At 59.9% G+C, this 13805-nt stretch carries 13 protein-coding genes; 4 read left to right on the top strand and 9 right to left on the bottom strand.

Translation table 11 applies throughout. The features are described from left to right. Positions 1–55 precede the first annotated feature (55 nt). A complete protein-coding gene (gene lpxM, locus G5332_RS19860; RefSeq protein ID WP_216953494.1) occupies positions 56–1045 on the bottom strand; it encodes a lauroyl-Kdo(2)-lipid IV(A) myristoyltransferase in 990 nt (329 codons plus the stop codon). 255 nt (positions 1046–1300) lie between these two features. Beyond that, a complete protein-coding gene (locus tag G5332_RS19855) occupies positions 1301–2293 on the bottom strand; it encodes a TDT family transporter (protein WP_158112510.1) in 993 nt (330 codons plus the stop codon). A gap of 102 nt (positions 2294–2395) precedes the next feature. Here G5332_RS19855 and G5332_RS19850 point away from each other — a divergent pair, with 102 nt between their 5' ends. After that, positions 2396–3301, top strand: coding sequence for a LysR substrate-binding domain-containing protein (locus G5332_RS19850; protein WP_019445811.1), 906 nt, complete (start codon positions 2396–2398; stop codon positions 3299–3301). Positions 3302–3396: 95 nt separating this feature from the next. Here the strand turns inward: G5332_RS19850 and nfo are convergent, their stop codons facing one another. The 5 genes from nfo to G5332_RS19825 form a co-directional block, all read right to left on the bottom strand. Continuing rightward, the gene (gene nfo, locus G5332_RS19845) at positions 3397–4239 is read right to left on the bottom strand and encodes a deoxyribonuclease IV (protein WP_005333444.1); all 843 of its coding nucleotides are present in this window, start codon (positions 4237–4239) and stop codon (positions 3397–3399) included. 317 nt (positions 4240–4556) lie between these two features. Beyond that, positions 4557–4886, bottom strand: a complete 330-nt coding sequence (locus G5332_RS19840) for a YbaB/EbfC family nucleoid-associated protein (protein WP_005333445.1) — start codon at positions 4884–4886, stop codon at positions 4557–4559. 114 nt (positions 4887–5000) lie between these two features. Next, positions 5001–7607, bottom strand: a complete 2607-nt coding sequence (dnaX, locus tag G5332_RS19835; protein WP_421173194.1) for a DNA polymerase III subunit gamma/tau — start codon at positions 7605–7607, stop codon at positions 5001–5003. 172 nt (positions 7608–7779) lie between these two features. Further along, complete coding sequence (apt, locus tag G5332_RS19830; protein WP_005352403.1) at positions 7780–8325, bottom strand: adenine phosphoribosyltransferase; 546 nt, start codon at positions 8323–8325, stop codon at positions 7780–7782. A 134-nt stretch (positions 8326–8459) separates the two neighbouring features. Continuing rightward, positions 8460–8837 carry a YbaN family protein gene (locus tag G5332_RS19825; protein WP_005352406.1) on the bottom strand — a complete coding sequence of 126 codons (378 nt, stop codon included), beginning with the start codon at positions 8835–8837 and terminating at the stop codon, positions 8460–8462. Between the two features lie 123 nt (positions 8838–8960). On the opposite strand from G5332_RS19825, the gene dusC reads away from it, so the two are divergent. From dusC to G5332_RS19810, 3 genes are all read left to right on the top strand, one after another. Next, positions 8961–9905, top strand: coding sequence for a tRNA dihydrouridine(16) synthase DusC (gene dusC / locus G5332_RS19820; protein ID WP_421311572.1), 945 nt, complete (start codon positions 8961–8963; stop codon positions 9903–9905). A gap of 97 nt (positions 9906–10002) precedes the next feature. Further along, entirely contained in the window at positions 10003–10371 is a 369-nt protein-coding gene (locus G5332_RS19815; protein ID WP_005333451.1) for a TraR/DksA family transcriptional regulator, read from the top strand. Positions 10372–10531: 160 nt separating this feature from the next. Further along, positions 10532–11251 (top strand): substrate-binding periplasmic protein, encoded by a 720-nt coding sequence (locus G5332_RS19810; protein ID WP_421311571.1) that lies wholly within the window; start codon positions 10532–10534, stop codon positions 11249–11251. Positions 11252–11367: 116 nt separating this feature from the next. Here G5332_RS19810 and yjjG read toward each other — a convergent pair whose 3' ends face one another. Both yjjG and G5332_RS19800 read right to left on the bottom strand, forming a co-directional pair. Continuing rightward, the gene (gene yjjG / locus G5332_RS19805) at positions 11368–12048 is read right to left on the bottom strand and encodes a pyrimidine 5'-nucleotidase (protein ID WP_005333455.1); all 681 of its coding nucleotides are present in this window, start codon (positions 12046–12048) and stop codon (positions 11368–11370) included. Positions 12049–12062: 14 nt separating this feature from the next. Continuing rightward, on the bottom strand, positions 12063–13562 hold the full coding sequence (locus tag G5332_RS19800; protein WP_421311575.1) for a M17 family metallopeptidase: 1500 nt from the start codon (positions 13560–13562) through the stop codon (positions 12063–12065). Positions 13563–13805: the final 243 nt, after the last annotated feature.

Genomic DNA, 13805 nt, shown 5'->3' with positions numbered 1-13805 from the left:
AGTTATCATAAAAAATGGCCCACCTGGGGCCATTTCAATCAATCTTAATTCAGGGTCAGCCGTGGGGCGACAATCCCTTGCGGATCCGCTGGATCCCCGCCTCGTAGAGGCCATCCGGCCCCTCCTGATCTTCACGGGTATCGAAGATCTTGAGGAACCACATGTACTGGCCCGGATGGCGCGTCAGCTGCTGTTGCACCATATCGTTCATCCGACAGGTATCGGCCATCACATCCTCGGTGGGATAGTTGTCAAACGGGGCATCTATCTCAAGCCGGTAACAGTGGTTCGCTTCGTCATAGCAGGCGAGCAGCGGCACCGCCTTGGCGCCGCTGACCTGAACCAGACGGGGCAAGGCTGGCAGGGTCGCCTTGGGGTGGCCGAAGAAGGGAGCAAAGATGCTCTTCTCGCGACCGTGATCCTGATCCGGCAGGTAGAAGAAGCTGCGACCACTCTTGATGGTTCTGATCACCGCCTTGATCCCGGCGCTGCGCTCGTAAACGCGGCAACCGTTTTTGGCCCGTGCACGGTTGAGGTGCCAGTCAAACACCGGATTGCGTGCCCGTTTCATCATGGTGCACATGGGCACCCCGCGCTGGGTGAAGCAGTAACCGGCGGCATCCACCGGCCAGGTATGGGGCACCACCAGGATCACCGGACGACCGGCAGCCCGCTCCGCCTCGATATGCTCCCAACCGATCACCTGCATCCGGCTCATCAGATAACGCTGACTGCGCATGGTGAACTCGCCAAATCCCAACAGACTCTTGAGGCCGACCCGGATCGAGGTCAGTGCAATGGCATCCCGCTCTTCCGGGCTCTTGTCCGGGAAGCAGATCTCCAGATTGGTTCTGGCGATATAGATCTGTTTTTTCGAGATACGAAACACCAGCGGTGCCAAGGCTTCGGCCAAACGGTCGCGCAATCGCACCGGCACAAAGGCCAGCAGCATCAGCACACCGAGCGCCAGCCAGCTGAACCAGTAGCGGGGATGCAGAAAACGGGCTTCAAAAGAGGAGTCAAATACGGGATCTTGGGACGACATGTATCGGGGTCGAGCGAAAAAGTGGTGCTGCATTGTAGTCGTCCTGACAGGTAATACCAGTTAAATCCATGTCAAATAGCCCGCCACGGGCGCCACATCAAAAAACCATAAAAAAATGCCCCGCACTGCGGGGCATTTTGCTCGTTACACAACCAGGGTGGAGGCTCTTTGTCCATCCATCGTATGACTGGTCGTTTATCCCGTCGCTCTCGGAGCGCACTGCTTATCCATTTCCCGATGTCACATCATCAAGGTTTATCGGTGAGCCCCTTGGCGAGCCATGCCGTTATTCATTTCGGTATTACGCTGCGGCAGAAAAAACATCAGGTAACGCAGTGCCACATACCCGACGATCACGGTAGCCACCCCCAGCTCGAAGTGAGCCAGCAGTCTGATCTGCTCGACGTAGTGACTCCCTTGCGCAAACCCTTCAACCAGATGAGCCACTTTGAACAGAGCGGTGGCACCGATCACCAGCGGGAAGGTGAAGGCGGCATAACCCGGCGAGAAGGGCAGACGCAGCAGTTTGATGAAGGCCAGATAGATGATGCCGGTCATCAGGATGGCGATCCCCAACAGCACGGCCACCAGCAGCAGTGACGGCTCCTGACTGACAGTCAGGTAACCGGCCAGAGAGAGGCTGGCAGGGGCAGCCAGAATGGCAATGGTCGGTTTGGCGGCATCCGGCACTTCATGGCTGAAGATCAGGCGGTAGAGCATCAGCGGCAGCATCAAGCCGTAGCAGATGATCCCGAACCAGAGCAGACCGTTGGCCAGCGGGGCAAACTGACCACCCGGGAAGGCGACGTCAGCCACGATGATCCCCACCGGCGGCACGAACCAGCTCGGCACCATGTGGTGGATTTCAAACTCTTTGGCGCGATGCCAGATAAAGGTGGCCAGGAACAGCAGATGAACCGCCACGGCAAACAGCCAGAGGGCCTCGCCCGCTTGCGGCGCAATCATACCGAGCGCTTTGGAGACCACCATGGTGCCCATGGCATAGGTCGGTACCACACTGCCCACCACGGGGTGAGCGAGATCCAGCAACAGCAGGCGGGGGTGAAGCAGAAACTTGAAGGTCAGGATCACCAGCAGCACGGCCGCAATGGCAGCACCCAGCAGTTGCATCCGGCCATCGAAGTGACCGGCATTTTCCCAACACCAACCAAGGCTGGCGATGCCCAGCGCCAGACCCGCCATGGGGGTTGGGGCGGCAGCCAGTGATTTACGGGTTCTTGCGATCATGATGACACCTTTCTATTGATGACTATGGCGATAGGATAATGGTCCCTTATCGTTTACGATATCTAAATGAATTAAATCAATCATTCAGGAAAACCAAACACGATGAAACTGACCCTGCAGCAGCTGAAAGTGTTCGCCACCATTGCCCGTTATGGAAACCTTGGCCTTGCCGCCAACGAGCTCTGCCTGAGCAAGGGGGCCGTCTCCCAGTCGCTACAGGAGCTGGAGCGCCAGCTCTCCACCCCGTTGTTTGACCGCATTCACCCCAGATTGCAGCTCAACAACGAGGGGCGCCTGCTGCAACCGGCCGCCGAAGAGCTGCTGACACGGATGCAAGATATCGAGAACCTGTTCAGCCCCGATGCCGAGCCGAGCGGCCAACTGCGCCTTGGTGCCAGCCAGACCATCGGCAACTACCTGCTCCCCACCCTGCTCGCCAGCAGCAAACAGGAGCTGGGGCTCCCCCCCAAGGTGACCATCAACAACACTCACCTGCTCTGCCATGCGTTGGCCAACTTCGAGCTGGATATGGCACTGATCGAGGGGGAGAACCACCACCCCGACCTGCTCGCCGAACCCTGGCTGCAGGACGAGATGCTGGTGGTGGCCCCACCCGGTCACCCGCTTGCCAACAAGAAGGAGCTCTCCCTCTCCCGACTGGGGGGCGAGACCTGGGTATTGCGTGAAGCACAATCGGGCAGTCGCGAGCAGTTTATCCAGCAGATCCAGCCCGAGCTGCCCCGCTGGCAACCAGGGCTTGAACTCAACACCTTGGAGGCGGTGATGCTGGCGGTGGAGAAGGGGCTTGGTATCTCCTTTATCTCCCGGCTGGCAGCCTCGGATCGCCTGGCAGATGGGCGGCTGATCGCCCTGCCCCTCTCTCGCCGCTTCCCGCGCCAGCTCTCCCTTATCTGGCACAAGCAGAAGTACCACTCCACCTCCCTGCGCCACTTTATCCACTTCTGCCGGGCTCAAGTGAACAATGCCGAAGTGAGCCGCGCAGAGTAACGCCCGCTCGGAGCGCCGCTGGCAGGCCCGCTCGCCAATAACGGAAAAAGCAGAGAGGGAGCCACGGCTCCCTCTCTTTGATTCTCTTCTGAGTATCATTTCGCCAGACTGCGCAACCAGCTGATCTCCTCGCCCCAGATAGACTCGTCTATGGTCTCGAGGATCAGCGGAATGCGATCGAAGCGATCATCGTTCATGATGTGGTGGAATACCGCCTCCCCCAGATTGCCCTCCCGCAAGCTGTGGTGGCGATCGACCCGGCTACCGAAGGTGCACTTGGCGCCGTTGATATGCATCCCCTTGAGATAATGAAAACCCACCGTGCGGTCGAACTCGGCAAAGACGGCAGCGCAGCTCTCGGCGGTGCGCAGATCGTAGCCGGCGGCAAAGGCGTGGCAGGTATCGAAACAGATCCCGACCCGGCTCTTGTCCTCCACCCCCTCGATGATGGTGGCAAGGTGCTCGAACGACCAGCCGAGGTTGGTCCCCTGCCCGGCGGTATTCTCGATCACCGCCGTCACCCCTTCACTTCGCTCCAGCGCCCAGTTGATGGACTCGCTCACCAACTTGAGGCTGGCCGCCTCAGGGATCTGCTTGAGATGGCTACCGGGGTGGAAGTTCAGATAACAGAGCCCCAGCTGCTCGCAGCGCTTCATCTCGTCGAGAAACGCATCGCGGGATTTGGCCAGACCATCGGGATCCGGGTGGCCCAGATTGATGAGATAGCTGTCGTGGGGCAGGATCTGCTCCGGCAGAAAACCGGCCTTGTCACAAGCCGCCTTGAAGGCACGGATGGTGGCATCCGACAAGGGGGCCGCCTGCCACTGACGTTGATTCTTGGTAAAGAGGGCAAACGCGTTGGCCCCGATGGCCTGGGCACGGGCGATGGTATTCTCCACCCCGCCGGCCGCACTGACGTGGGCTCCGATATATTTCATACAATCTCCTCGATACGGCAAGCCGCCATTATGCCGCTCCCGCCCGGCCACGCCAAACCGGGATATCCGATAGCGGGTATCGACAAATAGTGCCGCCTATACAAGGCGCTGCGTTTCATGGCGCAATCGGCCTGCTCTGTAGCAACCTCTCCGCAGAAGGGAGAGTTAGAGCCCGCCCGCGCCAGCATGGCGCCCATAAAAAAACGCAGCGTATCGCCTGAGCAATAACGCTGCGTCTTTGGGTCTCTCGGCCGTCCCCCTTGCCGTAACCCGAATGGCCAGCGACAAGGGAGCAAGAATGCGCGGGGAGAGTCGCCTTAGAAGGGCATCTTGAAGCCTGGCGGCAGTTGCATGCCACCAGTCAGCTCGCCCATCTTGGCCTTGTTCTGCTCTTCCACACGACGCACGGCATCGTTGCAAGCGGCGGCAACCAGATCTTCCAGCAGCTCCTTGTCATCTTCCATCAGGGAGGGGTCGATCTCGATGCGACGGACGCTGTGGCTACCGGTCATGGTGACCTTGACCATGCCAGCACCGGCTTCACCGGTCACTTCCATCTGAGCCAGCTGCTCCTGCGCTTTCTGCATACGCTCTTGCATCTGTTGGGCCTGTTTCATCAGGTTCCCCATTCCACCTTTACCAAACATATGTCGTCTCTCGTCTTGAAATCCGGCATCCAGCGCCGGGCTGTGGGCTTGTCTGTCCTAGATGGGGACAGCCAAACTGCTTTTCAACCGGAAGCGAGCTCCCGGCCACGGAATTTAGCGGTTGAGGGGCTCGATGCTCTCGTGATGGAGCACGGCACCAAACCGCTGAACTAAAAACTGCACGTTGGGATCCTGCTCCAGATCCCGGGTCACCTGCTCGCGCACCCCGAGATAAAGGCGGTGCTCGATCTCGAGGGGGGTCTCCTGGTCAGGCACCACACCGAGCGTTACCTCGACCTGCACCGGTTGACCCAGCACTGGCCCGATGATCTCGGCCAGATCGGCGCGCGCCTTGTCGCTCACCAGATGGCGCTGCTCGGGCTTGAGGGTTAGCAGTACCTTGTCCCCTTCCCGCGTCATCACCGAGTTGATGGCCAGCTGGCGCAGCCGCCCTCCCACCTGAGTGTGAGCGATCAACTCGGCCCAAGGGTCGCCGCAACCATTGAGCAGCGAGGAGGGAATCAGACGTGTCGCCTCCCCCTCTTGCGGCTCGCTGTCGCTCTCTAGCTCATCCCAGTCGATGGTCTCCATCACTGGCTGAGAGGGTTCATCCTGCGTCACAGGGGCAGCAGCCACCGCCGTGCTGGCAACGGGCGGCTGGGTCGCTGGGGTGGGCGTCACCGCTGGCGCCGCAGCGCTGCGCTCACCGGGTCGATAGCTCGGCTGCCCGTCGAGATCCCAAGGTGGCAGATCGGTTGGCTGGGCCGGTGCCGTGACAGGGGCGTGGCTCATCACCGGAGTCTGCTCGGCAAAGCCCTGATTGAGGTACTCCTCGTATTCCCCGTTGTCACCCTGCGGCTCGTAACTGTCGCCATAGAGATCCACTGGCAGCAGATCATCATAGTGACCCATCGTCGCCATCCCCTGCCCGGCCGGTTGGCTGACCGGAGCAGGTTGCTGGGTGACGACTGGAGCAACAGCGGGCGCGACAGGACGAGCTGGCGCAACCGGCACTGCGCGCGGTGCGGGCGCTGCCGGGGCATCCTGACCACGCTGGCGGCTGCGCAGCATGTTTCGCTTGCCAAGCAGGCTCTGCATGCTCGATACCGCTGAAACAGCTTCAGGTGCGCTAACCGGCGCGGTTGTCGGCTCTAGTGCGGGCTGGATGCTGGCAGTCGGCGACTCGCCACGGGAATAGTCCGTATCGGCTGCGTAAGGCGCTCGATCATCAGCATCGGCGGGTTGTTCGGCTGAGTGCGCTGGCACATCAGGCTGCGCATGGGGCAACGCGGGCTCGGGTTGATACCCCATGCCCGCAGCCTCGCGCAGCAACTCATCCTGCTGGCTGAACAGCTCGGCGGCTTGCGCCTCCTCCTCGCTGTCGGCGGGGTTGCCGATATCATCCGTCATCGCAGGCAAGGAGACATCAACCGCGGGCACTGCACTGGTAGCAACAGGCGTGCTGGCAACAGGGCTGGCTAGCGGTGCAGGCACGGCGCCGCTGATCGGTGCCACTGCGGCCGATTCAGCGGCCGGGCGCTTTCCCGGCAAAGAGGCAATCGAAGTAGCGCTGCTCGCCGCACTGCTCGTCATTGACGGGGGCAGCGCGGTGAGGCTGGCCGGATGCAGGGCATCGCGCCTTGGCGAAAAGGCAAGCATCCGCAGGCAAGTCATCTCCAGCGCGGTGCGGCCATCGGGGGCCCAGGGCAGATCTTTACGGCCACCTAGCACGATCTGGTAGCAGAGCTGCACCTCTTCCGGGCTCATCGCCTTGGCCAGTTGCAGCAGGGCATCGGCATCCGCCCCCTGCTCCTGCACACTGGCAGGCAGCAGCTGTGCCATGGCGATGCGATGGAGCAAACCTTCCAGCTCGGCGTGGAGCTGATCAAAATCGGGGCCCAGGGTGGCGATCTCGGTGATCTTGGCCATAGTCGCGGGGGCATCTTGCCGCAAAATGGCTTCCAGCAGCTGGTGCAGATGGCGGTGATCGAGCGTGCCCAGCATCGCCAGCACACTCTCGAGGCGCACGCTGCCATTGCCGTGGGCCAGCGCCTGATCGGTCAAGCTCAGGGCATCGCGCATACTGCCGTCGGCGGCTTTGGCCAGGGCCAGCAGGGCGCGTGGCTCGAAGGGCTGCCCCTCTTGATCCAGCACCCATTCGAGCTGCTTGGCGATCTGGGTCTGATCCAGACTCTTCAGATGAAACTGCAGACAGCGCGAGAGAATGGTGATGGGCAGCTTCTGCGGATCCGTGGTGGCCAGCAGAAACTTCACATAGGGGGGGGGCTCTTCCAGGGTTTTCAGCAGCGCGTTAAAGCTGTGACGCGACAACATGTGCACTTCATCGATGAGGTAGACCTTGAAGCGGCCTCGGGCCGGGCGGTACTGCACGTTGTCGAGCAGCTCGCGGGTATCTTCCACCTTGGTGCGGGACGCCGCGTCAATCTCCAGCAAGTCGACAAAGTTGCCCTGATCGATCTCGCGGCAGGTATCGCAGACGCCGCACGGGTGGCTGCTGATCCCCTGCTCGCAGTTGAGGCTCTTGGCCAGAATACGGGCGATGGTGGTCTTGCCGACCCCACGGGTACCGCTCAGCAGATAGGCGTGATGCAGCCGTCCCTGATCCAGGGCGTTGGTCAAGGCGGTCAGCACATGTTGCTGGCCTACCACTTGTTCAAACGTATGGGGGCGCCATTTACGCGCCAGAACCTGATAGCTCATAAATCCATCATGCAGGGAAGACAGGGCATTGATGCCGGATGCTAACACAAATGGCGGGCTGGCTGTATCGGCTATCGGTGAGAGCGGGAGGGATCGCTTGATTTTCAAACCGATGCCCGCACGGGCACCGGTTCAATGCAGGCCCGATGCAGAGGATCGGGCCGAAGAGGCATTACTCGCCGGCCAGCTCGACCAGTGAGACTACCTTGATGCCAGCAGCAGTCAGGCGGGCATCGCCACCCAGAGACGGCAGGGAGATGATGAAGGCCGCATCGGCAACTTCACCACCGGCACGGCGGATCAGCTTGACGGTCGCATCAACGGTACCACCGGTCGCCAGCAGATCGTCCACGACCAGCACCTTGTCACCAGGCACGATGGCATCGGTGTGCAGTTGCAGGGTGTCGGTGCCGTACTCGAGGGCATAGGACTCCTCGATCACTTCGCGCGGCAGCTTGCCCGGCTTGCGGACCGGCACGAAGCCCAGCCCCATGGCATAGGCAACCGGCGCGCCAAAGATGAAGCCGCGAGCTTCGGTGCCAACAATCTTGGTGATCCCTTGATCACGATAATGATTGGCCAGCAGATCGATGGTGGCCTTGAAGGCCTCGGCGTTCTCGATCAGGCTGGTGATGTCACGAAACAGAATGCCCGGCTTCGGATAGTCGGGAATGGTCTTGATGCTTGCTTCGATAAATTTCAGGGTTTCCGGATTCATGTGTTGACCGCTTATTTTTTTGACCCAGGGGTGGCCATTTTTTCTCAATTCCCTTCTGCGGGAAATAAAAAAGCCTGTCACGCAAAAATGACAGGCCGACTCCATAGCATTATTGCTGCAATAGCTTAGGGACTTCACTTCACCATTGCAACTGGCTCCAGCACCGGCAGGCGCATTAACCAGGTGAGCAGGATCACCATTATGACAACCAGCAGCCCCTTGACCCACAGCAGTGGCACCACCGCCAGCGACACCGAAAAGGTGAGCAAAATGAAGATAATGGCGCGCCGTCTGGCCTGACGACGAATGCCGCGATACTGCTGCCAATCGACGATGGGCGGGCCAAACCAGGGATGGGTCAACAGCCAGCGATGAAAACGGGGCGATGAGCGGGCAAACAGGGCGGCAGCCAGCAACATGAAGGGGGTAGTCGGCAACAGGGGCAGCACAATGCCCACGATACCGGTGGCAAATGCCAGCCACCCGAGCGCCATCAGACACCAACGCTTCATTCCTTCTCCTTGCGTGATTTATCTCCCTCTAGCCTAACAGAGTTTGAGCGGGTGCTGACAGCGGGCCGCAACCCCACTACAATCTGCGCTCTTTTTTCTTGCCACTCTCGTCGGAAAGCCGTTATGCGCGTTATTTTGGCCCCCATGCAGGGGGTACTGGATCACCTGATGCGGGAGGTACTCACCTCCGTCAATGATTACGATCTCTGCGTGAGCGAGTTTATCCGGGTCGTAGATCAGCTGCTGCCCGCCAAGGTGTTCTACCGCCTCTGCCCTGAACTGCTGCAAGATGGCAAAACCCGCGCAGGCACCCCGGTGCGGGTGCAACTGCTGGGCCAACACCCCGAGTGGCTGGCCGAGAACGCCGTGCGCGCCATCGAGCTGGGCTCCCCCGGCGTCGATCTCAACTTCGGCTGTCCCGCCCCTACGGTCAACAAGAGCAAGGGCGGTGCGGTGCTGCTCAAAGAGCCCGAGACCATCTATCGCATCGTCAAGGCGGTGCGCGAGGCGGTGCCCGCCCATCTGCCGGTGAGCGCCAAAATTCGCCTCGGTTACGACGACAAGGATCTCTATCTGGAGAACGCTCAGGCGGTCTTTCATGGGGGCGCCAACGAGCTGGCCGTTCATGCCCGCACCAAGCGCGAAGGGTACAAGGCCCCCGCCCACTGGGAATATGTGGACGCCATTCGCCGCGCCCTGCCTATCCCCGTCACCGCCAACGGCGAGATTTGGGATCATAAAGATGCCCTCGCCTGCGCCAGGGTCTCGGGTTGCGATGCCCTGATGGTCGGGCGCGGCGCCATCTCCCTACCCAATCTGGCCAACGTGATGAAAACCGGCTGCCCGCACATGAGCTGGGCCGAGGTACTGCAGTTGATGGTGAGCTATACCGAGCAGGATCTGGCCAGCGAAAAAGCCGACTACTACCCCAGCCGCATCAAGCAGTGGTTCAGCTATCTCAAGCGGGAATATCCCGAAGCGGACCTGCTGTTTCAGGAGATCCGGGTGCTCAAAGAGACGGCTCCCATCCGCGATGCCCTGCTGCAAGCAGCCAAAAGCCACGGCTAACCACGTTTAACTTGACGCATATCATCTTGATAGAGTTATCGGATCCCTATACTGCCCCGAATCTGTCGTCTGTCCTGTGGGGGATAATGTGTGTGAAATGACGCAAGCACAGTTGACTGTCTGGCGTAATCGCCTGCTGTCAGACTGGGCCCAAGTAAGAGAAACGCTGATCGGTCAGCTCAAAGCCTGCCGCCGTGACGAGTGGGCCGAACAGGTCGGTCACTGCGAGCAGGATCAACTGGTGGAACTGACCAGCCGGCTGGATCTGCCGAAGGTTGAGCAGAGCGTGGCCCGCCTCAAGCGGATCGATGCGGCACTCTGCCAGATGGATCTCGGCCTCTATGGCCTCTGCTCCGATTGTGAAGAGCCGCTTTCCATCGAACAGCTGGAACAGGATCCGACCCTGCAACGCTGCCCGCGCTGTGAAACCCGCTATCGCAAGGGATTCCACGCCCACGAACTGTGAGGGATGCACATCTGTGCATCCGCTCAACCCTCAGCACTGGTTACTCCGTCGTTCCTGTCCAATACTCACCGTATCAGCCTGTTCGAGGGTATGCGTTGTGTACAGACTCTTGTTGTTATGGTGTTTGTGTTGCCAGGCTACGGCACAGGAGTCATTGGTCGTGGGCTGGGTCGACTGGCAGCCCTTCAGTTATCGCACTGAACAGCAACAGCTCCGTGGACTGGATGTGGAGCTGCTCAACGCCATCTTCCTGCGGGCCGGTTATCAGGCCAAATTCAGTGAAATGCCCTGGGCTCGCGTGCTGCACGAGCTGAAATTCGGCACGGTTCAACTGGCCATGTCAGCCAATATCACCGCCGAGCGGCAGCAATATGCCCGCTTCAGCCACCCCTATCGGGAAGAGGAGACGGCCATCGTCATCCGTCGGCAAGATGCCGATCGCTGGCGCGGGATCAACACCCTCGAGCAGTTGATCAACACCCTTGACTTTCATATCGGGGTGCTCAAGGGCTTTGATTATGGCAATACCTTCCGCCAGTTGATGGCAAGGCCCGAGCTGCAGCCCCGTCTGCAGATGCGCCTGCGGCTGGATCAGCTGCTGAAGATGTTGCAAGGGGGACGGATCCAGGGGTTTATTCTGGATCCCCACGGACTGCAGGAGTGGCAGGGTAAGGATGGCGTGCAGGACAAGCTGTATATTCTGCTGCATATCGAACAGACACCAGTTCACCTGATGCTGAGCAAAGAGAGCACCACAGAAGCGCAACTGCAGCGGATCAATCAGGCTATCGATAAATTGAAACAGAGTCCCGACTATCAGCAGATCCTCGATCGCTACCAGTTCAGATCCCTGCATTCACAGGAAAACACTCATAAGTAAGGGGAGCATCTGCTCCCCTTACAGTCTCAAGCAAACCCAATCCTGTCTCAAACAGCCCTGGTTGCAACTTGCCAGGACGATTTGGTCACCGATAACGTGATGGTTAAGCCTGGCTATCAGCGTCCCAGCACAATGTCGGCAAGGTGGGCGAAGTGGTGGATTTCGTGTGTGGCATCGCACTCGCCCGCTTGCCGCGCCGGGTTGTACCAGCAGGTCGCCAGCCCCTGCGCCGCCGCCCCGGCAATATCGGTTTTCGGGTTATCCCCCACCATCAGCACCCGGGCCGGATCTGGCTGCCCCATCAGGGAGAGGGTGTGCTGGAATATGGCTGGCGCCGGCTTGGTCACCCGGATCTCGTCGGAGATCACCAGCGGCTCGAACCACTCGCTCCAGCCCAGTTTGCCGAGCCGTCCCCGCTGGGGTACGCTGAAACCATTGGTGATGATCCCCATCCGCACCTTGCTGCGCAGCTGCTGCAGGGTCTCGACCACCCCTTCAAGAGGCATGCTAAGGGCAATGATTTGCTCCAGAAAGGTGTTGTTCATCGCCATGGGATCGGCGGCAACCTGCTGGGCAAAGAGGGAGAAGCGGGTCTGTTGCAACGCCGTTGCATCGATCTCGCCGTCGTTGTACTGCTGCCAGAGCCCGTGGTTGAGGGCGTGGTACTGCGCCATGCTGGCGTCATCAGCCTGTACGCCATAGATCTGCAAGGTGTGCGTCAGCGCAGAGGCGACCGGAAAATCGAGCAGGGTTTCATCCAAATCGAACAGCACCCAGTCATAGCTTGGTTGTTTCACAGAATTCCTTGTTATCATTCAGATTGTTCAGAGGCTTGGCGACCAACTCTGCCAAGCGGGCTGGCCAGCAGATCCAGCGTGAGACGCACGCCAAAGCCGGTCACTTCGCTGGAGACCACCCCATTGCCCCCCTTGTTGCGAAAACCGCTCAGGTCGAAGTGCAGCCAGGGGGTCTGCTCTGGCACGAAGTGGGCGAGGAAACGGGCCGCATCAATGTGATCCGGCGAACTGCCCGGCGCACATTGCAACAGATCGGCCCACTCGCTCTCGATGTTGTCGTCGTAATCGTCATCAAGCGGGAAGGGCCAGACTCGTTCACCGCTGCGCTGACCCAGATTGACCAGCGATGCCAGCCATTCGTGGCGATTGGTAAAGACGCCGCTATAGCGACTGCCCAGTGCCCGCTTGCAAGCGCCGGTCAGAGTCGCATAATCGATCAGCAGATCTGGGGTATCCTGCGCCGCCATCGTCAGGGTATCGGCCAGCACCATTCGTCCCTCCGCATCGGTATCCACCACTTCGATGGTGAGACCATTCATCGCCGTCACCACTTCACCCGGACGATAAGCCTGGGGACCGATATGATTCTCGGCAATCGCCAACCAGCAGTGAACCTCATAGGGCAGCTGAGCCCGACTGATGGCATAAAGGGTACCCAGCGCCACCGCACTGCCCCCCATATCGAGATGCATGCCATACATGCTGCCGGAAACCTTGAGGTTATAGCCACCTGAGTCATGGCAGATCCCCTTGCCCACCAACGCAATGCGTCGCACCGGCTTGGGTGGGTAGTAGCTGAGCTTGACCATGGCCCCCTGATTGTCTTCCGAGCCACGAGCAACAGCCAGAAACGCCCCCGCCCCCAGCTCGGCCAGCTGCGCCTGATCATAGTGATGGCACTGCCACCCCTCATCTTGCGCCAGCTTGCTGACAAACTCGCGATAGCTGGCGGCCGTCAGCTCGGAGGCAGGCAACACCGCCAGATGGCGAGCCAGCCCGTTGCCCCCCGCTTCGCTGTAAAGGCGTGCCAAGTCCAGCACCACCGCGGGTGAAACCTTGATCTGCTGATAGCTCCAGCTGCTTTCACTACGGCGCTTGCTGGTGGGCAACGAAATATTGGCGGCAAGCAGGGCCGACAACATCACTTCGGCCAGCATCACTCGCTCGGAGGGAGAAAAACCTTCCAGATGCAGCCCGAGCCGCTCCACATTAAGCCCAGAAAGAGGAGCAATCCAGCCTCTGATCTGTTTATAGAGGCGGTGATCCCGCGTCACACTGCCGGCCACAAACATCACCTGCAACAGGGTATTGCCATGCATCAGGGTCAAGGGCGCTTTTTTCCCCAGCGCAAGCTGGGTCTGGAGACCCGCAAGGGCGGGGAGCGAAAGCAAGGACTCCTTCTGCTCTTCGGCGATCAGCAGCAGTTGCAACGGCAGCCCTTGGGCAAGGGCTTCGGCCAGCGTGGCATCACGGCTTTCAATAGCAGGAGGAAGATAGGTGAAGGGAGTGATCACAGGCGCGTGCCTCATCCATGAAGAGATACCTGATGATACCCAACAAATGGTTGATACGACCAGTTTTGGTCTTGAAAAAGCGTCAGAAATAGCAGCAATAACCAGATGGTGACGAGCATCAAGAAGGATTGTTCAATGATTGGCAATGCAGGAAGGGAACGTACAGAAAGTTGGTTGCGGGGGCCGGATTTGAACCGACGACCTTCGGGTTATGAGCCCGACGAGCTACCGAGCTGCTCCACC

Source organism: Aeromonas sp. 603757 (genome assembly GCF_049171255.1).
Classification (GTDB): Bacteria; Pseudomonadota; Gammaproteobacteria; order Enterobacterales; family Aeromonadaceae; genus Aeromonas; species Aeromonas veronii_A.
This window is presented reverse-complemented; position numbering and strand designations above follow the sequence as displayed.